The 21,271-nt window shown below is 68.4% G+C and carries 24 protein-coding genes and 1 pseudogene; 15 read left to right on the top strand and 10 right to left on the bottom strand.

The features are described 5' to 3' along the window. Positions 1 to 537: 537 nt before the first annotated feature. Entirely contained in the window at positions 538 to 729 is a 192-nt protein-coding gene (locus ACIQFZ_RS28860; RefSeq protein WP_402692524.1) for a type A2 lantipeptide, read from the top strand. 844 nt (positions 730 to 1,573) lie between these two features. On the opposite strand, the gene ACIQFZ_RS28855 is transcribed toward ACIQFZ_RS28860, so the two are convergent. Beyond that, on the bottom strand, positions 1,574 to 2,710 hold the full coding sequence (locus ACIQFZ_RS28855) for a PP2C family protein-serine/threonine phosphatase (protein WP_402692523.1): 1,137 nt from the start codon (positions 2,708 to 2,710) through the stop codon (positions 1,574 to 1,576). A gap of 92 nt (positions 2,711 to 2,802) precedes the next feature. Next, positions 2,803 to 2,982, bottom strand: coding sequence for a hypothetical protein (locus ACIQFZ_RS28850; RefSeq protein ID WP_402692522.1), 180 nt, complete (start codon positions 2,980 to 2,982; stop codon positions 2,803 to 2,805). Positions 2,983 to 3,299: 317 nt separating this feature from the next. Between ACIQFZ_RS28850 and ACIQFZ_RS28845 the strand changes: the two genes are divergently transcribed. Further along, on the top strand, positions 3,300 to 3,632 hold the full coding sequence (locus ACIQFZ_RS28845) for a DUF952 domain-containing protein (RefSeq protein ID WP_402692521.1): 333 nt from the start codon (positions 3,300 to 3,302) through the stop codon (positions 3,630 to 3,632). Between the two features lie 94 nt (positions 3,633 to 3,726). Here the strand turns inward: ACIQFZ_RS28845 and ACIQFZ_RS28840 are convergent, their stop codons facing one another. From ACIQFZ_RS28840 to ACIQFZ_RS28815, 6 genes and pseudogenes are all read right to left on the bottom strand, one after another. After that, positions 3,727 to 4,680: an integrase core domain-containing protein gene (locus ACIQFZ_RS28840; protein ID WP_402692520.1), complete on the bottom strand. Its 954-nt coding sequence runs from the start codon at positions 4,678 to 4,680 to the stop codon at positions 3,727 to 3,729. 187 nt (positions 4,681 to 4,867) lie between these two features. Continuing rightward, the gene (locus ACIQFZ_RS28835; RefSeq protein WP_402692519.1) at positions 4,868 to 5,440 is read right to left on the bottom strand and encodes a dihydrofolate reductase family protein; all 573 of its coding nucleotides are present in this window, start codon (positions 5,438 to 5,440) and stop codon (positions 4,868 to 4,870) included. Positions 5,441 to 5,621: 181 nt separating this feature from the next. Beyond that, positions 5,622 to 5,930, bottom strand: coding sequence for a hypothetical protein (locus ACIQFZ_RS28830; RefSeq protein ID WP_402692532.1), 309 nt, complete (start codon positions 5,928 to 5,930; stop codon positions 5,622 to 5,624). Positions 5,931 to 6,057: 127 nt separating this feature from the next. After that, positions 6,058 to 6,252 (bottom strand): annotated as a pseudogene (locus ACIQFZ_RS28825) (SRPBCC family protein); the annotation flags it as partial. A gap of 19 nt (positions 6,253 to 6,271) precedes the next feature. Continuing rightward, entirely contained in the window at positions 6,272 to 6,913 is a 642-nt protein-coding gene (locus tag ACIQFZ_RS28820; protein ID WP_402692518.1) for an ArsR/SmtB family transcription factor, read from the bottom strand. A 136-nt stretch (positions 6,914 to 7,049) separates the two neighbouring features. Next, on the bottom strand, positions 7,050 to 7,469 hold the full coding sequence (locus ACIQFZ_RS28815) for a DUF6069 family protein (protein WP_402692517.1): 420 nt from the start codon (positions 7,467 to 7,469) through the stop codon (positions 7,050 to 7,052). Positions 7,470 to 8,042: 573 nt separating this feature from the next. Between ACIQFZ_RS28815 and ACIQFZ_RS28810 the strand changes: the two genes are divergently transcribed. Continuing rightward, positions 8,043 to 9,260: an RNA-guided endonuclease InsQ/TnpB family protein gene (locus tag ACIQFZ_RS28810; protein ID WP_402692516.1), complete on the top strand. Its 1,218-nt coding sequence runs from the start codon at positions 8,043 to 8,045 to the stop codon at positions 9,258 to 9,260. Positions 9,261 to 9,463: 203 nt separating this feature from the next. Here the strand turns inward: ACIQFZ_RS28810 and ACIQFZ_RS28805 are convergent, their stop codons facing one another. Next, positions 9,464 to 9,694 (bottom strand): hypothetical protein, encoded by a 231-nt coding sequence (locus ACIQFZ_RS28805; protein ID WP_402692515.1) that lies wholly within the window; start codon positions 9,692 to 9,694, stop codon positions 9,464 to 9,466. Between the two features lie 5 nt (positions 9,695 to 9,699). Between ACIQFZ_RS28805 and ACIQFZ_RS28800 the strand changes: the two genes are divergently transcribed. The 3 genes from ACIQFZ_RS28800 to ACIQFZ_RS28790 all read left to right on the top strand — a co-directional run bounded on the left by ACIQFZ_RS28800 (position 9,700) and on the right by ACIQFZ_RS28790 (position 11,129). Continuing rightward, complete coding sequence (locus tag ACIQFZ_RS28800; RefSeq protein ID WP_402692514.1) at positions 9,700 to 10,212, top strand: hypothetical protein; 513 nt, start codon at positions 9,700 to 9,702, stop codon at positions 10,210 to 10,212. A 7-nt stretch (positions 10,213 to 10,219) separates the two neighbouring features. Continuing rightward, the gene (locus ACIQFZ_RS28795) at positions 10,220 to 10,393 is read left to right on the top strand and encodes a transposase (RefSeq protein WP_402692513.1); all 174 of its coding nucleotides are present in this window, start codon (positions 10,220 to 10,222) and stop codon (positions 10,391 to 10,393) included. A gap of 76 nt (positions 10,394 to 10,469) precedes the next feature. Further along, complete coding sequence (locus tag ACIQFZ_RS28790; protein ID WP_402692512.1) at positions 10,470 to 11,129, top strand: integrase core domain-containing protein; 660 nt, start codon at positions 10,470 to 10,472, stop codon at positions 11,127 to 11,129. On the opposite strand, the gene ACIQFZ_RS28785 is transcribed toward ACIQFZ_RS28790, so the two are convergent. Further along, positions 11,067 to 12,089 (bottom strand): LacI family DNA-binding transcriptional regulator, encoded by a 1,023-nt coding sequence (locus ACIQFZ_RS28785; RefSeq protein WP_402692511.1) that lies wholly within the window; start codon positions 12,087 to 12,089, stop codon positions 11,067 to 11,069. The genes ACIQFZ_RS28790 and ACIQFZ_RS28785 overlap by 63 nt on opposite strands. 267 nt (positions 12,090 to 12,356) lie before the next feature. Here ACIQFZ_RS28785 and ACIQFZ_RS28780 point away from each other — a divergent pair, with 267 nt between their 5' ends. The 9 genes from ACIQFZ_RS28780 to ACIQFZ_RS28740 are packed head-to-tail and all read left to right on the top strand — an operon-like array spanning position 12,357 to position 21,248. Continuing rightward, complete coding sequence (locus ACIQFZ_RS28780) at positions 12,357 to 13,568, top strand: amino acid ABC transporter substrate-binding protein (RefSeq protein ID WP_402692510.1); 1,212 nt, start codon at positions 12,357 to 12,359, stop codon at positions 13,566 to 13,568. Between the two features lie 6 nt (positions 13,569 to 13,574). After that, on the top strand, positions 13,575 to 14,447 hold the full coding sequence (locus ACIQFZ_RS28775; RefSeq protein ID WP_402692509.1) for a branched-chain amino acid ABC transporter permease: 873 nt from the start codon (positions 13,575 to 13,577) through the stop codon (positions 14,445 to 14,447). After that, positions 14,444 to 15,466 (top strand): branched-chain amino acid ABC transporter permease, encoded by a 1,023-nt coding sequence (locus ACIQFZ_RS28770; RefSeq protein WP_402692508.1) that lies wholly within the window; start codon positions 14,444 to 14,446, stop codon positions 15,464 to 15,466. The genes ACIQFZ_RS28775 and ACIQFZ_RS28770 overlap by 4 nt, the downstream gene beginning before the upstream one ends. Next, entirely contained in the window at positions 15,463 to 16,194 is a 732-nt protein-coding gene (locus ACIQFZ_RS28765; RefSeq protein ID WP_402692507.1) for an ABC transporter ATP-binding protein, read from the top strand. Before ACIQFZ_RS28770 ends, ACIQFZ_RS28765 begins: the two co-directional genes overlap by 4 nt. Next, positions 16,194 to 17,000, top strand: a complete 807-nt coding sequence (locus ACIQFZ_RS28760) for an ABC transporter ATP-binding protein (protein ID WP_402692506.1) — start codon at positions 16,194 to 16,196, stop codon at positions 16,998 to 17,000. The genes ACIQFZ_RS28765 and ACIQFZ_RS28760 overlap by 1 nt, the downstream gene beginning before the upstream one ends. Before the next feature lie 4 nt (positions 17,001 to 17,004). Further along, a complete protein-coding gene (locus tag ACIQFZ_RS28755; protein WP_402692505.1) occupies positions 17,005 to 17,946 on the top strand; it encodes an NAD(P)-dependent oxidoreductase in 942 nt (313 codons plus the stop codon). Between the two features lie 52 nt (positions 17,947 to 17,998). Beyond that, entirely contained in the window at positions 17,999 to 19,243 is a 1,245-nt protein-coding gene (locus ACIQFZ_RS28750) for a M24 family metallopeptidase (RefSeq protein WP_402692504.1), read from the top strand. Positions 19,244 to 19,269: 26 nt separating this feature from the next. Next, entirely contained in the window at positions 19,270 to 20,283 is a 1,014-nt protein-coding gene (locus ACIQFZ_RS28745) for a thiamine pyrophosphate-dependent dehydrogenase E1 component subunit alpha (RefSeq protein WP_402692503.1), read from the top strand. Next, positions 20,271 to 21,248: an alpha-ketoacid dehydrogenase subunit beta gene (locus ACIQFZ_RS28740; RefSeq protein ID WP_402692502.1), complete on the top strand. Its 978-nt coding sequence runs from the start codon at positions 20,271 to 20,273 to the stop codon at positions 21,246 to 21,248. Before ACIQFZ_RS28745 ends, ACIQFZ_RS28740 begins: the two co-directional genes overlap by 13 nt. Positions 21,249 to 21,271 lie beyond the last annotated feature (23 nt).

The following is a 21,271-nucleotide window of genomic DNA, read 5'->3' as shown; positions in this document are numbered from 1 at the left end:
GCCATCAACACCGCGCCCGCCTCTGCCACCGCCGTTGGCACGCATACGCCGGCACCACACCATGATCAGCAACGACTATCTACAGCTGCCGTATCAGTGTCGTGGACTCGCTTGCCGAGTAACTGGGCGGCCGGTTCCACCTTCGAGCGGAAAGTAAAGAGAGGGCCGGGCTCCCGAGTACCCGATGACACCGTTCACCGCCAGGTCATACCGAAACTGAGTACCCGTCATGAATTAGTCAGGAGCCGCTCGCCTCGGCGCGGGAGTGACCGCCCTGGTACCGATGGCAACCGTCACGTCTGCACCTGCTCAGCAGGCCATGTGAAGGAGTCGGTGTGTTCGGTCATTGCGTGGTCACATTGATGAAGGCACATTTCGATCTGCGTCACGTCCGGGGCTCGGGCGACTGGCCGCCCCCTGGTTGACCTGCTTTGATCCTTCGCGTAGCGCCAACTCGCGAGGAAGAATTCCGGGAACGGGAGCCGAGCGAGCGAATGCTGCCATTCAAAAGTGCTTATTTGAAGGGAACCGCGCGTGATGAACCCCGTCCCCCAGGTTGCGACAGTCGAGATCTCCGACGCTGACCTGGACAACGTCTCCGGTGGCCTCGCGGTCGGCGGCGGTCTCTACGTCGAGACGCCGATCGCAGACGTCGCCTCTGGCGGCCTGGCCGTCGCAACGCCCGAGGGCGTTGCGACGGGCGCGGCCGTCCACACCGCCGCTCACTGACAGCAGCGTCCAGCTACCGATGGGTCCCGAATCACCTGATCCGGGGCCCATCGTGGTCTTTGCCGCGCAGACGGTGGACGGGACGTTGGACCGCTCCTCCCGTAGCACCCGGGGTCACTTCGCGGGGCGTGCAGTCCGCGGCATGGAGCGAGGACGAGCTGGTCCGGGAGTCGGCTTCTGTCGCAGAAGAGTTGGATGAGTCCTCCGCCCTCAACGTCGGGACGTACACGGACAACCGACGGGCACGTACGTCGTCAACTGCAAGGCGATCGCCGACCACAATGGCCGCACCGAAGGCGTCAACACCCGCACCAAGAGGATCATGAGGCAGATGCACGGACGCGCCGGATTCGACCTCCTCCGCCACCGCATCCTTCTGCCCTGACCGCTACTCGGCGTCACCACCGACTACGGGCCAGAGCCGTTCATTTGACAGACCCTGTTGACCGCGGCTGACCCTCCTATCTGGCACGGCTGTGGCACGCGACCTCTTCGTTCCGAACTCTCGGCTGAGTGGTCAGCCAGGTCTCATGGGCTGGTCAATCGGTCGCGGACGGCTGCTGAGGGGCTACTGCGGTCGTTGGGGTTGCTGTACTTCCCTGCTGTACAGCTTGGGCGGCACGGCGGGCATGAGCGAGGTCGTCGCGGCTGGCCAGAGTGTGGGGGTGGGTGTTGCCGAGGACCTGCTCGCGCTCGGTGAGGGTGGCACCCGGGCAGAGAGTCAACGGGGTGCTCCCGAAGAAGTAGTCAGCTGCGTGGCTCTGTTCATGAGAGGACAGCGGGTGTTCCGCGCCGGCGTCACGTAGTCGTCGCCCGTCGTTCTCGGTGCCGTCCGGGACCAGCGCTATCCGCGGTGGATGATCTGTCCGCGGTGGGCGGGCGGGGTGCGGTGGAGGGCGACCAGTGCAGCGTCGTCGTCGAGGCGTCCGCCGGAGTGGGCGAGGAGGTCGCGTCGGATGTGATGCAGAAGCGACTCCGGTCCGGCTTGGGGCCATTGCGCGACGCGTTCCGCGAGGGGGTAGAAGCGGCCGCGGGTGTCGCGGGCCTCGATGACGCCGTCGGTGTAGAGCAGGAGGGTGTCGCCGGGCTCGAAGGAGAACACGTCCAGGCTGTGGTCTCCCGAGCCCATCAAGCCGACCCCCATCGGGGGTGCGGGCTGCAGGCTGGGAACGGTAACCGAGCGGCCGGTGCTGATCAGCAGTGGCGGGGGGTGCCCGCAGCTGGTCATCCGGGTGACCGGGTCCGTGTCGGGGATCTCCACGAGCAGGGCGGTGGCGAAGCGTTCGCCGGCCTCCTCTGCCGGCTCGGACTCGGCCAGGTAGCGGGTCACGCTCTGCTCCACCATGGCGGCGAGCTCCGGCAGGGAGGCCTGCCGGTGGGCGCCCTCGCGGAAGGCTCCAAGCAGCACTGCGGCCTCGCCGATGGCGGGAAGTCCTTTGCCTCGCACGTCGCCGATCAGGATGCGCACCGTGCCGTCGGTGCGGGCGACCGCGTACAGGTCGCCACCGATCTGCGCTTCGGCTTCGGCGGCCAGGTACAGGCTGGCGACTTTCAGGGGGCCGATCTGTTCGGGTAGCGGCCACAGCAGGACGCGCTGTGCGGCCTCGGCCACCGACCGGACCTGGGCCAGTTGTGCTCGGCGCCGGTCGCGGAGCGCACTGTAGATCACGACCGTCACCGAGAGCACAATGAGCGTGACGATCTGCACGATGCGGTTCAGGTCTCCCAGACCGGCCTGAAAGTGGGAGATGAGTACAAGGGCCGCCACCGCCAGCGCTCCAATGAGGCCGGTAGTCCGGGGCCCGGCGAACGATGGGGTCAGCGCAGGCGCGATGACTAGCGCAGGCTCGAGATAGATGTACTGGGGAATACTGAGGTCCACGGCCGTGATCACCACAATGAGCGTGACCGGAAGCAGCACCAGCGCATGATTCGTTTTCCACGGCTGCCGCAGACCGACAAGGCTCTGCCGGGGACTCATGCCTTCCACTCTGCCTCGCCCACGGTCGGTCGGCCATCGTGTGCCGGGTGTGAGGGCGGGAGCGGTTCGAAGCCGCTCCCTCCCTCTTGCCGTCAGGCGCGCTCGAACCGGTCCAGCTCGCCGTCGTCGCCGACCACGGCCACGAGCTCGGTCAGGACCAGGACGGGCAGCGCGGCATGGGCGGTCCTGAAAGTTTCAGAGCTGATCGCAACGCCGAACACTCCAGGCGACTCAATGGCGGTGATGCCACCAGAAGAGCGCGAGTGTTCCAAGCCCGCTCAGGCTCGTCCTCAGCGCATCCCGGAGAAGGTCGTCCGCGGCGGAGGTCAGGAGGCGGCGAAAGTGGAGGAGCGCGGGCAGCTGCTTGAGGCGAGTGCGTATGCGATCACGCTGGCCGAGGTGCGCGGGTAGCTGCTTGAGGTGAGTGCGTATGTGATCACGCTGGCGGGACATACGCGCGATCTTCGGCGCGCGGAGGCACGACCGTACCCGCACCGCCTATGCGTCGACCGTCACCCGGTCCCTCAGCCTGCCGGACCGGCGCAATTTACAGATGCGCGCGGCAGGGCCGGGCCCGTAGCGTGGCCGCATGCCGAAACCTCAGCACATCGTGCACATCACCGAGCGCTCTCTATGGGAGACGGCCCGTGAGTCCGGCACCTACGAGATGTCCACCCGCGGCCGCACACTCCAACAGGAGGGGTTCGTCCACTTCTCCACCCGCGACCAGCTCCCGCGTATCGCGGCCTTCCTCTACGGCGACTACGAGGGCCCCGACGAGTTGGTGGTGCTGGTCGTGGACCCGGCCCGGCTTGATGTCCCGCTGAGGTATGAGGCCATGCCGCCGAACGGCGAGGAGTTCCCGCACGTGTACGGGGCAGTGCCGGTCGAGGCCGTGGTGGGCGTCGAGCCCTGGGAGTGAGCGAACAGGGAGGGGTGCGCCGCCGCTTGGTGTTGGTGATGACCGAGGGGCCGGGAGAGCTAGCAGTGAGAGCAGGTCCGCTAGATGTGATGTCTCATGACGTTGGTTCCACGAACTCCTCGAACGTGAGCTGCTGCGGGAGCGTGTCGAGTGATTCCGGCAGCTGGCCGAAGGTAACGCGGTTGTCGCCGCCGGAGGTCCGGCTGATGGGCGGTCGGCCTCCGAGCGCGGCGTGCGGCCGCTCGTGGTTGTAGTAGTTCAGGAAGTCCGCGAGTGCCGTGCGGCGTTCATGCTCGGAGATGTAGTCGCGGACGTAGACCCACTCCCTGGCGAGTGTGCCGTTATAGCGCTCGACCTTCCCGTTCGTCCGTGGGGTGTAGGGGCGGGTGCGCTTGTGCTTCGTGCCCTCCGCAGCGAGTGCGGCGGCCCAGGTCTGGGAGCGGTAGCAGGCGCCGTTGTCGGTCAGGACGCGGCGAATCGGCGTGATGCCGTGGGCGGCGAAGAACGCGACGGCGCGGTGCCAGAAGGCGACCGCCGTCACGGCGCGTTCGTCCTGCAGGGCCTCGGTGTAGGCGAGCCGGAAGTGGTCGTCGAGCGCGGAGAGCAGGTACGTATAGCCGACCTTCCCTGTGCCGGGGCCGGTGCGTTTGGAGGCACGGGCAGCCTCGGTACCCATGCCGTGCATGCGCCAGCCGCCGCCCTGGGGGATGCGTCCGAGTTTCTTGATGTCGACGTGGATCAGGTCGCCGACCCTCTCATGCTCGTAGCCCTCCCCAATCCGCAGCGGATCCACCGAGGCGAGCGGCACGAACGCGTCGATCTCGATCGCCTTCGCGGTCGGCAGCGGAAGATTGCCCAGCTCAGCATCGCTGATGGGGATGACCTGGTCCGCCGCCCACTGGTAGCCCTTGCCCATCTCGGACTGCTGGACCTCGCGGCCGTCGATCTCGCAGACCTTCCTCACCCGCACCCGGCCCATGTCGGACAGGTGGTACTGGTGGAAGCGGACGCTTTGGTCCTCCGTGGCGCTGACCACGCGGATCGGCACCGTGACCTTCTCTGAACCAGGCAGCTCGATCCGGCCCGAGCCACGTCACCACCTTGAGGTGCACTCGCTGACCCGATGCGTGTTCACCATCGGGTTCAGCGGACGCGGCAGGGCCTGTGCGCGCTGCGTGAGCCAGGCGCCGCCGTTGAGAAGGGCCTCGGCGACGACGCCTGATGGCGGGGCGTCCTCAGCCGACGATGTCGAAGACCTGCTTCTGCAGACCGTTGCTGTAGGCCTCGTGCTCGATGAGCTTCAGCTTCTGGGTGTCCTTGTCGGTTGCGCTGAAGAGACGCTTGCCGGCGCCGAGCAGCAGCGGGAAGACGAGCAGGTGGTAGCGGTCGATCAGGCCTGCGTCGGACAGAGCCTGGTTCAGCTTCGCGCTGCCGTGGACGATGATCGGGCCACCGTCGGTCTCCTTGAGGGCGGCGACCTCTTCGAGGGTGCGCAGGATGGTTGTCTCGCCCCAGTTGGAGACGAGCTTGTCGTCGGTGAGGGTGGTGGAGACGACGTACTTCGGCAGCGCCTTGTAGTGGGCGAACTCCGCCATGTCAGGCCAGACGGGGCTGAACGCCTCGTAGCTGATCCGGCCCATCAGGATCGCGGTCGACTCCTGCTGTTCCCGCTCCTTGATCTCGAATGCCTCGGGAACGAACTCGATGTCCTTGAAGGTCCAGCCGGAGTTCCGGTAGCCGGGCTCGCCGCCCGGGCCTTCCACGACGCCGTCGAGGGAGATGAAAGCGGTGCTGATCAGAGTACGCATGTGAGTTTCCTCGGTGTTGGAGATGTGTCGGGTGACAGCTCGTTGCCTGCTTCGGCCGTGTGCACGGCGGGTCGCCGCAACGAGGTTGGGGGCCGGAGACCGCTGTTGAAGGCGGTTGGGTCCGGAGCTGTGGGGCGAACGCCGGTGTCCCGCATGTGTAGGCGCTCGCGGAGGTGAGTCGTCAGGAGCGTTCGGCCAGGAGGCTGGTCAGCCACTGCTGCCATGCGGTCTCGGCGCCCTGTGCGTCGGTGCGGAAGAGGTGGTGGAACAGCAGCACCGCGCCGGGGAGGTGGTGGAACGTGTAGAGCCCGTCGCCGGTGCGGACTTCGATGCGCTGGTTGTCCGACCAGGTCACTTCGCCGTCCAGCGGTGGCAGGCCAGGCGGTTCGATGTGCACCCGCGCGCCGATGGGGGCTTCGGCTGGCAGTGCCAGCGCACGGGTGAGGGCTGCGTGGTCCTGCTGTGAGAACCGCTCGCCCGTGTGCGTCATGGCGAAGACGGGGACGCCGGTGCGTCCCGGGAAGTGCGTCAGCGTCGCGCCCCTCGATCAGGTACTCGAAGGCCATGAACCGGCCGTCCTCGCCTGTGGCCGTACGGGTGGCGAATCGCTTGCCGGGTTCGTAGGCGGTGACGACGGATTCCTCTGTGTTGCCGCCGATGTCCATGGCGGCGGTGCCGCCCTCACGTGGTTCCACCTCGTGGCGGCCCATGAACCACGACTCGATCCCAGGTCCGGTGGCGATCGCGGCCCAGACCTGCTCAGGGCTCGCCGGCAGGGTGGTCTCCTGTTCGATCTCGAAGGGGTGCGTCATCCGGGGCTCTCCTCGTGGTTCAGGTTCGTGTCCTTGCGTCCCCCGGGATCCTGTCGCCCCGGCTGTCCGGGACGCCGTGCTGCGCGTCGGGGATCTGGTGGAGGCCGACGATCATCCGGTACCGCCGTCCCCCGGGTGCGGACTCGTCGTGGTAGCGGCTGATGAGAGCTGTCACGGCCTGGGCCAGCTGGTCGGTGAATGCGGTCCGGTCGGCGGCGGAGGCGAACCGCACCTCCACGGCGAGAGCGAAGGCTGCGACGCGTTTGCGAGTCCGGGAGGCGCTGGTGAGTAATGCGCCGACTTCCTGTACCAGCCGGGCTCCCAGGGCCAGCAGCCAGCGAGCGGACAGCTGGTCCGGGAACTGGGAAGGGTCCGGGCTGACAGAGGTCAGTGCGCTCGGGGAGATCACGTAAGAGGCGGCGGTGGCGCGGTACACACGTTCGCTGAAGTTCCCCCTGCGCCGTTCCCCGACGAGCTCGACCAGCCCGTGCCGTTTGAGCTCCTTGAGGTGGTGGTTGGCCTTCTGCCGGGTCAGCCCCAGGCGGACGGCCTGCGTGGCGGCCGAGTCCGGCTCGGCCAGAGCCGCGAGAATCCGGGATCGTATCGGGTCCAGGGACGCCTCGGCCGCGGCGGGTTCTTCGATCACAGCAACGTCCAGCATCGCTCCACCGTCCAGCCGAAAGGGAAACGTGTCACGACGGGAGCCGCTGTCCCACGGCTCGCTCCCGCCGATACGGCAGACCGGGCAGCGGCCCGTGCGACCTCAGCGGCGGATTCCTGGATGTGCGTGCTCGGTGTCACAGGCGGGAGCGGAGCCCCGGAATGACGATGGCAGCGACCGCGATGTGGCTGACGATCAGTGTCACCCGCGTGACGGCATCGACATCGGGGACCAGAAGGTCGGGCAGCAGGGACACCGCGACCAGCGCAGCGGTCGTGCGGACGAACATCCGGGCGGGCCGACCTGACCACCGCCGGAAGGCGGCCGCGAGCGCGACGCCCACGACCGAGAACACGAACGCAAGCTGCGTGAAGCCCAGCAGTGGTATTCGCTCACCGGCGATCTCAAGCGACACGCCGGCGGCGTCTGCCACTGCGGCCACCACCGTCGCGGCGGCTGCGCCTTCGGCGGCGAAGGCCAGGCCCGGCAGCCACAGCGCACGTTGGCCGACTCTGGCCGGCTCGACATCAGAGGCAATCGAGGCGGTTCCGGACACGTCGGTCTCCCTGTCAAGAGGTGGAGGTTTGCGCAGGCCACGGCCGGCTCTCCGGCCGTGGCCTGCGTCAGCAACGTCTCCAGTGTTCGACCGACAAAGAAAATTGTCAAGAAAAGAAAAGTTGTCGGTTGAGCGTGTGAGGGGCACGGGTCCTGCCGACGTGACTCCGAGGGCCTCGCAGTCGGAAGCTTCAGCGGTTTCCGGCGTGGAGGGGTGTCGCAGGTAGCCGCCCTGGTGGATGCTCTGCGTCCCGCCTACCTGGCAGTGCCACCTTGGGAGCCCGCGTCTTCCGTGCCCAGGCCGGCAGGGCTAGCTGAGGAGGTTCACCCAGCGACCTGAGCGAACGAAGGCATCCCGAGATCGACGGGCTGCCGGCTGCGGGCCTCGTCGGCGTCGAGCTGAGCGAGTTTGTCCAAGGCGCAGGCGAGGCTGACCGGATCTCTTGAGCGCAAGCCCCGTCCTTCAGGACGGGGTTAGCTCATCCTTGGCGCGGAGCCGCGCAGAGCGGCGGAGTTCTCTGCGTTGTCAGTGGCGTGCACTAGGTTGATCGCACCGGTCGAAGGGGGTGTTTTCATGCTGTCCGGTCGCCGCTACCTGCTCGATCTCTCGCCTGAACAAGGTGAGATGTGTGAGGAGTTCGGCGCTATCTGCCGGTCGGTGTGGAACACGGCCCTGGAGCAGCGTCGGGCATTCCGGCGGCGCGGGGCGTGGATGAACTACGTGCCGCAGTGTGCCGAGTTGGCCGATGCCAAGCGTGAGCACTCGTGGTTGAGGGCGGCACCGTCGCACGCGTTGCAGCAGACGCTCAGGGATCTGGACCGGGCCTGCCGGGATCATGGCACGTTCAGGGTGCGGTGGCGGTCGAGGGCACGGTGGTCGCCGTCGTTTAGGTTCCCCGACGCGAAGCAGATCAGTGTGGAGCGGCTGGGGCGCAAGTGGGGCCGGGTCAAGCTGCCGAAGCTGGGCTGGGTCCGCTTCCGCTGGTCCCGCCCCCTGGGTGGTGAGATCCGTTCCGCGACCGTGTCCCGCAAGGGCGGCCGGTGGTTCGTGTCGTTCCTCGTGGACGACCAGGCCGCCATGCCCGAGCAGCACGCCATGCCCGGTACCGCCGTGGGTATCGACCGGGGGGTCAAGACCGCCGTCGTCACCTCGGACGGCGACTTCCACGACCGGCCGTTCATCACGGCCGGCGAGATCGTCCGGTACCGGCGTCTGCAACAGCGCCTCGCCCGGTCCAAGCGCGGCAGCGCGAACCGGCACAAGACGATCACGGCCATGGGCCGCATCATGTCCCGGGTGTCGGACCGGCGCGGGGACTTCTGCGCGCAGACCGCGGCCCGGATCGTCGCGAAGAACGCCCTGGTGGTCCTCGAAGACCTGCGGATCAAGAACATGTCCGCCGGCGCGTGTGGCACCGTGGCCGCGCCCGGCCACAACGTCCGCCAGAAGGCCGGGCTCAACCGGGCCATCCTGGACAAGGGGTGGCACCGCCTCGAACTCGCCCTGACCAACGCCGCCCGGTACACGGGCACGCGCGTGGTGAAAGTCAACCCCGCGTACACGTCGCAGCGGTGCTCCGCCTGCGGCTTCGTCACCGAAGGGAACCGCGAGAGCCAAGCGGTCTTCCGGTGCAAAGCCGCAGGCTGCGGATACCGCGACCATGCCGACGTGAACGCGGCGAAGAACATCAAGTCCGCAGGACATGCGGTCTCAGCCTGTGGAGACTTTGGCACCAGCCGGTCCGTGAAGCAGGAACCCGTAAGCCGGGCGACCGGCCGAACCTCCACATAGGGGAATCCCCGGGCTTCAGCCCGGGGAGGAAGTCAAATATACCCCCTGGCAGGGCCAGCGGCCGGCAGCGGCCGTCCGTGCTCAGGTGGATCTAATAGTTCAGCGGTGGGCCTGCGCGCGTGAGTGCAAGGGCCCGCCGTGTAGGGAGGTTCCGAATCGACTCTGTCATCGGGCGGCGGCGGTTCCCGTCAATGGCTCGATTTCTATCTGCGCAACCATGAGGACGGGTCATCGATGATGGCCCGGATGACCGAGCTCGCGGCCCCGAGCACGGAGGCGTCGGTGCCCGCGAGCGAGATCCGGACGCGGATCGGAGACCAGGATGAGGACAGCACCCGAAGATCGACCTCACGCTGCACCTCTGGCTGGATCCAGGGCCCCAGCGGTGCGTAGATGCCGCCGAGCACGACGCAGCCGATGTCGAGGGGAGCCACGGACCATGAAGACGACACGGAGGCACGCCACGACGACTGTCCTGTTCACCGGGCTCGTCCTGCTGCTCGGCGCACCGGCGGCGTCCGCCCATAGCGGCCCGATCAAGCTGGAAGTGATCGGGGATGGCAGCCACGACGTCAACGTGCTGGTCACCTGGAAAAAGGACGGCCATCCGGTCAGCGACATCGTCGCAGCGACGTTGGTCGCAACCTCCACCGACGGCCGTTCCTTCGGTCCGGTCCGGCTCAACTCGGCGCCCGAAGGCCAGAACCTCTACCACTCCGCCCGGCCGCTGCCGAGCGGCCAGTGGCGTGTCACGGTGACCACGACCAAGCCCGCCAAGGCGCAAGCGACGGTGGACGTGACGGCGCGAGACATTCCCGCACCCAAGAAAGCGGCAGCCGTGCCAGACCCTGGGAACCCGATCGGCATGGCACTCAAGATCGGCGTCATCGCGGTCGTGGCGGCTGTCGGCGTCGCGGCCTGGAGACGCCTGGTTCATCGCAAGCGCCTATGAGTGGGCGATGACGGAGCCGTTGCTGCCGCCGGGCGATCGCAGCCCGATTCCTGACCTGCGGCGACTGGTGAACAGCGTGATGTGGCGGTTCTGTACGGGCAGCCCGTGGCGGGACATGCCCAAGCAGCGGTGGGCTTTGGCGTCTGGCGAGACGGTGATCGCGGAGAAGGCCCTGAGATAGCAGGCGTGATTGAGGCGGTCGTTCTTCACCCACCGTCTGGTGATGCTGGACTTCGAGCATCTGCTGAGCGAGTACAGTGCAGGGCAGCCACGCAAGGGCTCGGGGCCGCGGAGAGTCCGCGGCCCCGAGCCCGTTGGCGACGTGGTCCGGCCCGAAGGCAACCCCGTTCACAGTTGAGCAGGTCCAGACCGACAACGGCCAGGAGCTCGGCCAGACTTTCCACTGGCGCCTGCTGGACAAAGGCATCGGCCACGTCCGCATCAAGCCCCGCACCCCGCGGCTGAACGGCAAGGTTGAGCGATCGCAGCGCATCGACTCAGTAGAGTTCTACCGCCTCCGGGAAGGGCAAGTCATCGACGACGTCAACCTCTTCAACAGCGAACTGCAGGAGTGGGAGGACCACTACAACTACCATCACCCCACGGCGCCCTCGCCGGACAGACCTCCTACGAACGCTACGACAGAAAGCCCAAGACCCACTGTCATAGGCGTCCGTCAGCTGCACACGCAGGGCAGGGCGGTGGCCGAGCAACGAGAGAGACACCGCAATGCCGTGTGCAGGCCCCGGCGGTTGAAGCAAGCCCGGTACGCAACGAGACGCTCTCGCGTGCGGCAAGCGCAAATCGCCGTCGGCGTAGAGCCTTGCCGGGCAGGTGTGGGAACGGACGGTACGTCATTCCTGCGGCGCAGGAGCAGTGGAGGCGCGTACGACCAGTTCGCAGCCGAGCAGCAGTAACCGGGGCGGTCCCGGCTGTTCGATGCACTTCAGCAGCATGCGTGCGGCCTCGGCGCCGATTTCCTGCTGGGGAACGTGTACGGTCGTCAGCGGGGGGATCATCCGGGGCAGGAACGGCATGTCGTTGAAACCCGCTATGGATATGTCCTCAGGGCACCGCAGCTCGAATGCAGCCAGCGCGTCCAGCGCTCCCAGTGCCAGAAGATCGTTTGCAGCGAACACGGCTGTGGGGCGGTCGGAACCTCGGTACTCGGCCAGGAGCTCGTCCATGGCCGCCGTACCCGCGGCCTCGCTGAATCCGGTGGCGTTGACGACGGGGGTGTGCCGGGAGTCCAACCCGGCTTGCTCACAGGAGTCGAGGAAGGTACGGCGCCGGATCAGTCCGGTCGACAGCTCCTGCGGGCCCGCGAGATGTGCGATGCGCCGGTGGCCGAGAGCGGTGAGGTGCCGGACGACGGCGTCGACACCGGCCGTCTCGTCGGCCGTGACCGACGGTGTCTTCCGTATGTCCAGGACTCGGTTGACGAGCACCATCGGCACCCCGTCCGCCGCCGCGCGCTCGAGCAGGGGATGCTCGCGGCGTGCGGTCGCGACCACGAAGCCGTCACACTGACGGCCACGCAGCTCCGCGAAGAGCCGAGCTTCCTTGTCCTCGTCGTTGTCCGTGCTGACCAGCAGCGCCGAGTAGCCCTCGGCGGCCAGCGCTTCCTCCACGCCTCTGACGATGGGTGGAAAGAGCGGGTTGGTCAGGTCTGGGATGAGGATCGCGACCATCCGGGAGCGCCGTGTGCGCAGGGCCCGCGCGACGGAGTTCGGCTGGTAGCCCAGGAGTTCGGCCACAGCCAGCACCCGCTGGACCGTCTCTGATGACACCCGGTGGCGGGTGCCGGGATTCAGAGCCTTCGATGCCGTGCCGGGGTGGACGCCGGCCGCTCGTGCTACGTCGCTCAACCTCGTCACAAGACCAACCGTATGCCGGGAACCAAGGCGATGGCAATGGATTGCATCAGAGATTGCCGCCGACCTTGACACCCCTTGGCCGCGAGCCTAACTTCACGGCAACCGATTGCGCAGCGGTGCACTGTCGGCTCTGTGACGCACTGTTACTTTGCCCTGAATGGCCCGTAATTCCCCTCTCCTTGAGCGTAGGGACGGCTCGCCATGGAAGACAATCGATTGCCATTTGCCAAACGGCGCCGGTGGTGGCGCCGCAGGGTCCTGGAGGCCTTGGCGGCCACGACCGCGGTGGGGCTGGCCGCGTGCGGGCCCGCGACCGGAGGACCCGCCCAAGGGGCGGGTGATGGCGCCGGCAAGGACACGCTGACGATCGGCGTCTCGCTCTCCCTGACGGGGGACTTCGCCGATCCCGGCAAGGCCGCCAAGCGCGGTTACGACCTGTGGGTGTCCGACGTCAACGCCCGCGGCGGTGTGCTCGGACGCAAGGTCACCCTCAAGGTCGTCGACGACACGTCCAACCCGAACCAGGTCACGACGAACTACACCAACCTCATCACCAAGGACAAGGTCGATCTGGTCGTCGGCCCGTACTCCAGCCTGCTGACCATCCCGGCCTCCCAGGTGGCCAAGCGCTACGGGTACGCCTTCCTCGAGCCGGCCGGCGGCGGGCCGAAGGTCTTCGCCCAGCACCTGGACAACCTGTTCTTCGTCCAGCCCGCCGCCATCGTCAGACAGGGTGACATCTTCGTCGACTACCTGCTCTCCCTGCCCGCCGCCAAGCGCCCGAGGACCGCCGCGTACGCCTCACTTGACGACCCGTTCGCCGCGCCGCTCGCCGACAACGTCCGCAAGCGCCTGGAAGCGGCCGGCATCAAGACGGTGTACGCCCAGATCTACCCGGACAACCTCACCGATCTGACCCCGGTGATCACCAAGGTGGCGGCTGCCAAGCCCGATCTGCTCGTCTCAGGAACGCAGTCCGAGGATGCCTACGCCCAGGTCAAAGCGATGATCCAGTTGGGCTTCAACCCCCACTGGCTGTTCGTCTCCAACGGTGCCAACAACCCGGTGGAGTTCCCCGACAAGGTCGGCGAGGACAACACCGAGGGCATCTTCACCACCGGCGACTGGTTCGCCGGCTCCCGGCAGCCCGGCGCCCCCGCGTTCGTCAAGGCGTACCTCGCCAAGTACGGCGGCTCGGAGACGGGCATCGACACCACCAGTGCCGAGGCGTACTCGGTCGGCACGCTGATCGAGCAGGTCGCGAAGAAGACCGGGAAGGTCGACAACCAGACCCTCGTCTCCACGCTGCACTCCGGCACGTGGCCGACACCGATCGGCGACCTGTCCTGGGACGCCAACGGCGAGCCGAAGAGTCACTACACCCTCGTCCAGTGGCAGAAGCACCGGTTGACGCCGGTGTACCCGGCCGACGTGGCAGCCGTCGAGCCGGTCACCGCGAAACCGGCCTGGGGGGAGTGAGCGGTCGTGCACATCCTTGTTCAGGCGACCTTGCTGGGCATCCTCACCGGTGGTGTCTACGCCCTGATGGCCAGCGGCCAGACCCTCGTCTTCGGCATCATGCGGGTGATCAACCTCGCGCAGGGTGCGCTGGTCGTCCTCAGCGCCTATCTGTCCTACACCCTGTTCACCTGGGCTGGCATCGACCCGTTCCTCGGCATCCTGATCGTCACCCCCGTGATGTTCGCGCTCGGGGTCGCCATTCAGTGGATATTTCTCCGGCCAATCGGGAGCGGGGGCGAACTCAGTCTGCTCGTCATGTTCGCCGTCGCCCTGGCCGTCGAAGGCGTGCTCGCGTCGGTCTACAAGACGACCTTCCGCTCCATCAACACCGGCTATCGCGACGCCGCCTGGCACCTGGGCGACTACCGGCTGCCGATGACGAGGCTGGCAGCCTTCGGGCTGTCTCTCGCCGTCCTGGGCGGGCTGTGGCTGCTGCTGCACCGCACCCGCTTCGGCGCCTCGGTGCGGGCCACCGTGCAGAACCCGACCGCGGCCCGGCTGCTGGGCGTCAATCCCGAACGCGTCTCCGCACTCGGCTTCGGCCTGGGCACGGCGACCGCCGGAGCCGCCGGCGCGGTGTTCGGCCTGGTCTACCCCTTCAACTCGGGCAGCCACTACGACCTCATCGCGCGGCTCCTGGCGATCGTCGTGCTCGGCGGACTCGGCAGCCTCGGCGGAGTCGTCGTGGCCGGCATGCTGATGGGTGTGGCCGAAGCGGTGGTGGCCGCGGTCTGGTCACCGTCATGGGCCGGATTCACCTTCTTCACGGCACTGCTTCTGGTCCTGCTGCTGCGGCCGCAGGGACTGTTCGGCGCACGGCTTCGGGGGGCGCTGTGACCTCCACCCTCTCCGCGACACCCGTGGCCGCCGCCCCTCGCTCCGGATTCGCACGCCATCCGAGGCTGTGGCGCATCGCCGTGCCGGTCGTCGTCTTCGCGGTGCTGCTGGCCGCGCCCTGGACCGTGGGCCAGCCGTGGATCGTCAACCTGCTGATCTTCACGCTCATGTACGCCACGATGGCGAGCGCCTGGAACCTGGTGGGCGGCCTTGCGGGCTATCCCTCGCTCGGCCACGCGGCGTTCTTCGGAATCGGCGCCTACGGCGAGGCGATCTGGTTCCACCACCATCTGCCCGTCTCCGGCTGGGAGCCCTTCCTGGCGCTGCCCGTCGTGGCGGTCGGCACGGCACTGGTGGGGCTGCCGGTGGCCTGGGTCGCCATGCGCACGCGGGCCGCGACCTTCGCGATCGTCACGATCACCCTGGTCTTCGTCGTCCAGACGCTCGCGTTCAACGCCCGCTCCCTCACCGGGGGCGCACAGGGCATCGGGATCGGCCCGGCCCCGTTCAGCGCCGCCTACTTCGCCTTCCCCTTCTACTACGTGCTGGTGGCGCTGCTCGCCGTAGCCGTCGCCGTGACCGCGCTCGTCATGAGGTCCCGGCTGGGCCTGGTCCTGGCGACCGTCCGTGACGACGAGGACAAGGCGCGCGGCATCGGAGCTCCCACGGCGGTCGCCAAGCTTGCGGCGTTCGCGCTGTCGGTCGGCCTCACCGGTGCCGTGGGCGCGGTGTGGGCGTACTACGTGTCCTTCGTCTACCCGCCCTTCGCGGTGGACCCGCTGGTCACCATCGGCATGGTGCTCATGGTGTACCTGGGCGGGCGGGGCACGCTGTGGGGGCCCGTACTCGGCGCGTTCCTCGTCGTGCCCGTGCAGCAGTACCTCGCCTACCGGCTCGGCGCCAACTCGCTGCACCTGGTGGGATACGCGGCCCTGTTCCTCGTCGTGATGCTCGTCCTGCCCCGCGGCATCCTGCCCTCGATCGCGGAACGGCTCGGGAAGCGGGTGAACCGGCGATGACGGCACTTCTCGAAGTACGCGGACTGACCAAGTCCTTCGGCGGCGTGCGGGCGGTGGACGACTGCTCGTTCGACGTCGAGGAAGGCTCGGTGACGGCGCTCATCGGACCCAACGGGTCAGGGAAGACGACCGCGTTCAACATGATCACCGGGTATCTGACCGCCGACTCCGGCTCGTTGCGGTTCGGCGGCACCGCCTACCGGCGGCCCGACCCGGCTGTGCTCTACCGGCGCGGACTCACCCGCACGTTCCAGCAGGCACGGATCTTCGGCTCGCTCAGCGTCCGGGAGAACCTGATCGCCGCGGCCGGCCACCGCTGGACCGCGCTGCTCGCCCCGCGCGCCGCCCGCGCCGACCGGGCCCGCGCCGACGAACTCCTGGACGACTTCGGACTGTCCGCCAAGGCCGACCTGATGACGTCCGAACTCTCCTACGGACAGCGCAAGTTGTGCGAGTTCGCCGCCGTGCTGATGGCGGACCCGCGACTGGTGCTGCTCGACGAACCCACCGCGGGAGTCAACCCCGTGATGATCGAGACGATGGAGCGCCATGTGCGCACCCGGCGCGAGCAGGGAGTGACCTTCCTGATCGTCGAGCACGACATGCCGCTGGTGATGCGGCTGTGCGACCCGGTCGTCGTCCTCGACCGCGGCCGGCCCATCGCGGCCGGGGTGCCGGCCGACATCCAGGCCGACCCCCGGGTGCTCGACGCCTACCTGGGGGAATGATGACCGACACCACGTCCGTACCCGCCGAGGCGCTGCTCACCCTGGACGCCGTCACCGCCGGATACGGCGCGGGCCTGATCCTGCGGGGCGTCGACCTCACGGTCACCGCCGGCCAGGTCACCTGCCTCATCGGGCCCAACGGCTCCGGCAAGTCCACGACCCTGAAGACGATCTCGGGGCTCCTGAAGCCGGCCTCCGGCACCGTCACCTTCCAGGGCGAGGACATCTCGTGGCTCAGCGCCCGGGAACGGCTCCTGCGCGGCATCGTCCACGTACCGCAGGACCGCAGCCTCTTCCCGGCGATGACCGTGCGGGAGAACGTAGAGATGGGCGGCTACGTGCTGCGCGACCGGCGCCTGGTCGCCGAGCGCTGGGACCAGATCGCCGCCTCCTTCCCGCTGGTCGCCGAGCGGGCGGGCGCCCACGCCGGCTCCCTGTCCGGCGGCGAGCAGAAGACCGTCGAGATCGCGCGGACCCTGATGCTCGACCCGGTCCTCATCCTCCTGGACGAACCCTCCATCGGGCTCGACCCCAAGTCCCGTACCGCCGTCTTCCGCAGCATCGCGGACCTCGCGGCCTCCGGCCGCTCCGTCCTCCTGGTGGAGCAGAACGCCCGTTCCGGCCTGGCCGTCTCGCACACCGGCGTGGTCCTCGAAGGCGGCCGGGTCGCCCTGACGGGCAGCGGCGCCGATCTGCTCTCCGACCCGGAGGTCGGCCGGCTGTACCTCGGCGCCGGAGCCCGGCCCACCCCACCCCTCGCCTCCACCCTCCCGTCGCCCGCCGGCGACCCCTCCCGACAGGACTGACCTCATGACCGACTCCCCGCACCGCCCCACCATCGGCTGGGCCGGCACCGGCCGTATGGGCTACGCCATGGTCTCCCGCCTCCTGCGCGCGGGCCACGACGTCACCGTCTACAACCGCACCCGCAGCAAGTGCGAGCCGCTCACCGAACTGGGCGCGACGATCGTGGACACCGCCGCTGAACTCGCAGACCGCGACATCGTGTTCACGATGGTCAGCGCGAGCAAGGACTTCGCCGAGGTCACCCTCGGCGAGCAGGGCATCCTGCGCCAGTCCGCCGAGCCCCGCGTCCTCGTCGACTGCTCCACCGTCTCCGCGGACGTCTCGGCACGGGTACGGCAGGAGGCGGAGCAGGTCGGCACCGCGCTGCTCGTGGCCCCCGTCTCCGGCAACGCCAAGGTCGTCAAGGCCGGCCGCCTCTCCATGGTCGCCTCCGGCCCCCGCGAGGTCTTCGACGAAGCCGAACCTCTGCTCACTGCCATCGCCGCCTCCGTCACCTACGCCGGGCAGGACGACGTTGCCCGCCTGGTGAAGCTCGCGCACAACATCTTCCTCGGCGTCGTCACCCAGTCGATGGCCGAGATCACCGTGCTGGCGGAGAAGGGAGGCGTGAGCCGGGCCGCGTTCCTGGACTTCCTCAACGGCTCGGTCCTGGGCTCGGTCTTCACCCGCTACAAGACCCCCGCCTTCGTGAACCTCGACTTCACGCCGACGTTCACGCCCCAACTGCTGCGCAAGGACTTCGACCTCGGCCTTGCCGCCGCCCGGGACCTGGAGGTCCCGATGCCGGTCGCCGCGCTGACCCACCACATCGTCCAGCAGTCCGTCGGCCGCGGCCACGACGACACCGACTTCGCCGTCCTGCTCAGGGAGGCCGCCGGCTCGGCCGGGCTGACCCTCGTCCCCGAGGACGCGGACGTCACCGACGGTCTGAGCGCGGCCTCGTGAACCGCTCTCGCACCGGCCAGGAGAAGACCCTCACACCGACGAGGAGGACAGGGTGACCACCACCACGCTTCCGGCCGCCCCCGGGCACGCGTCCGTCGACTTCGAGATGCGCGTCGACTTCGACCGACTGCGCTCCTACCGGCTCTCCCGCGCCCGAGCCGCCCTCGACGCCTCGGAGCTGGGCGCCGTCCTGCTTTTCGACGTCAACAACATCCGATACGTCAGCGGCACGATGATCGGCGAGTGGTCGCGGGACAAGATGACCCGCTACGCGCTACTGACCCGCGATCACGAGCCGATGGTCTGGGACTTCGGCTCCGCCGCCCGCCACCACCAGCTGTACGCACCCTGGTTGCTGCCGGAGAACTGCCGTGCCGGGATGCTGGGCCTGCGCGGCGCCGTCGCACCCGAGGTCGGACTGATGCGGAGCGCGGTCGCCGAACTCAAGGGCATCCTCGCCGACCACGGCCTCGCCGGCGCGCCGATCGGCATCGACATCGTCGAGCCGCCGTTCCTCTTCGAGATGCAGGACGCCGGGCTCACCGTCGTCGACGCCCAGCAGGTGATGCTGGACGCCCGCGCCGTCAAGAACCCCGACGAGATCATGCTGCTCTCGCAGTCCGCGGCGATGGTCGACGGTGCCTACCAGCAGATCTCCGAAGCCCTCAAGCCCGGCGTGCGCGAGAACGACATCGTCGCGCTGGCCAACAAGTACCTCTACGAGCAGGGTTCGGACGACGTCGAGGCCATCAACGCCGTGTCGGGAGAGCGCTGCAACCCGCATCCGCACAACTTCACCGACCGGCTCATCCGGCCCGGCGACACCTGCTTCTTCGACATCATCCAGTCCTACCAGGGCTACCGCACCTGCTACTACCGCACCCTGAACGTCGGTTCCTCCACCCCGGCGCAGCGCGACGCCTACACGAGGGCCCGCGAGTGGATCGATGCCGCGATCGCCCTGGTGAAACCCGGCCAGACCACCGACGTCATCGCCAAGGCCTGGCCGAAGGCCACCGAGTTCGGGTTCGAGACCGAAATGGACTGCTTCGGCCTGCAGTTCGGCCATGGACTGGGACTGGGCCTGCACGAGCGGCCCATCATCAGCCGCCTCAACTCCCTCGAACACCCCGCGGAGATCCAGGAAGGCATGGTCTTCGCGCTGGAGACGTACTGCCCGGCCTCGGACGGCTACTCCGCCGCGCGCATCGAGGAGGAGGTCGTGGTCACCGCCGAGGGCGCCCGCGCCCTCACCCTCTTCCCCGCGCAGGAACTGTTCGTCGCCAACCCCTACTAGACCCACTGGAAAGGAGGTACGGGATCGTGACCACCACACACACCGAGCCCACCGCGCCCGCCGTCGACGAGCCCACGCGTCTGGCGCTGTACGGACAGATGGTGCGGATGCGCGGCATGGAGAAGCGCGCCTACGACCTGTTCCTGCAGAACCTCGTCAAGGGCACCAGCCACCTGTCCCTCGGCCAGGAGGCCATCGCCGCCGGCTTCGGCGTGGCGATGCGCCCCGACGACTACACCTTCGCCACCTACCGCGGCCACGCCCACACCCTCGCCCGCGGCGTGCCGATGACCGGCGTGCTCGCCGAACTGATGGGCCGCTCCAACGGCCTGATGGCCGGCAAGGGCGGCAGCATGCACCTGACGTCCGTCGAGCACGGGATGATGGGCTCGTACGCCATCATCGGCGCCCATCTGCCGATCGCCAGCGGAGCTGCCTGGTCGGCCCAGTACCGGGGCAGCGGCCAGGTCGCCGTGTGCTTCTTCGGCGACGGTACGACGAACATCGGAGCCTTCCACGAGGCGCTGAACCTGGCGGCCGTGTGGAAGCTGCCCGTGGTCTTCGTGTGCGAGAACAACCTGTACATGGAGTACACGCCGATCGGCTCGGTGACCGCCGTCCCGAACCCGGCGGCCGACCGGGCCGCGGCGTACGGCCTGGAGCCGGTCACCGTCGACGGCAACGACCCCGACGCCGTGTACGGAGCCGCCCTGGCCGCCCTCAAGCGGGCGCGCAACGGCGAGGGCCCCTCCCTGATCGAGGCCAAGACCTACCGGCACGGCGGCCATTCCAGGGCCGATCCCGCCAAGTACCGCCCCACGGCGGAGGTCGAGGAGTGGCTGAAGCGCGACCCCGTCCCCGCCTACCGGCAGCGGCTGCTCGACCTCGGTGTGGCCGAGCCCGTTCTCGCCGGGATCGAGGCCGAGTCGGCCCGCCTGGTGGACGAGGCGACCGAGCAGGCGAAGGCGGGACCGCAGCCGGGCGAGGACCTGGTGCTCAAGGACGTATGGGCTGACGGAGGTGCGACATGGCGCAACTGACCTACCGCGACGCGGTCGCCCGCGGCATCGCGCAGGAGATGCGGCGGGACGACTCGATCGTCTTCCTCGGCGAGGACATCGCCGCCGCCGGCGGCGTGTTCAAGACGACGGCCGGGCTGCTGGACGAGTTCGGCCCGACCCGGGTGCGCGACACACCCATCTCCGAACAGGCCATCCTGGGTGCCGCGATGGGCGCCGCCATGACGGGCCTGCGGCCCATCGCGGAGATCATGTTCTCCGACTTCTTCGCGGTCTGCTGGGACATCGTCGTGAACCAGATCGCCAAGTCCCGGTACATGACCAACGGCCAGATGTCCTTCCCGCTGGTCATCAAGTCCGGCAACGGCGGCGGCCTGCGCTTCGGCGCGCAGCACTCCCAGGACATCGCCAACTGGGCGATGGCCGTACCCGGACTCAAGGTGGTCGTCCCCTCCAACCCCACCGACGTCGTCGGCCTGATGGCCGCTGCCGTACGCGACCCCGACCCCGTCATCTTCCTGGAGGCGAAGGGGCTGTACCCCACCAAGGCCGAGGTGCCCGAGGGCGACATCGTCGACGAACTCGGCAGGGCGAGGGTGCTGCGGCACGGCGCTGACGTCACGCTGGTCGCGCTCGGCCTGATGGTGCCCCGCACGCTCGCCGCCGCCGAGCAGCTCAAGCAGCAGCACGGCATCGACGCCACCGTCATCGATCTGCGCAGCCTGGTTCCGCTCGACGTCAGCACGGTGCTTGGCTCCCTGGAGCACACCGGCCGCCTGTTCACCATCGAGGAGAACCCCCGGCTGTGCGGCTGGGGCGCGGAGCTGGTGTCGATCGTCGCGGAGGAGGGCTTCACCGCCCTGGACGGGCCGCTGGTGCGGATCACCACGCCGCATGTGCCCCTGCCAGCCGCCGACGCCCTGGAGGACGCGACCCTCCCCAGCACCGCCCGCATCGTCGAGACCGTCGCCAAGAGCGTCGACTGACCGGCACCGGAGACCCATTGTGA

The organism is Streptomyces sp. NPDC093064, from assembly GCF_044754605.1.
Classification (GTDB): domain Bacteria; phylum Actinomycetota; class Actinomycetes; order Streptomycetales; family Streptomycetaceae; genus Streptomyces.
This window is presented reverse-complemented; position numbering and strand designations above follow the sequence as displayed.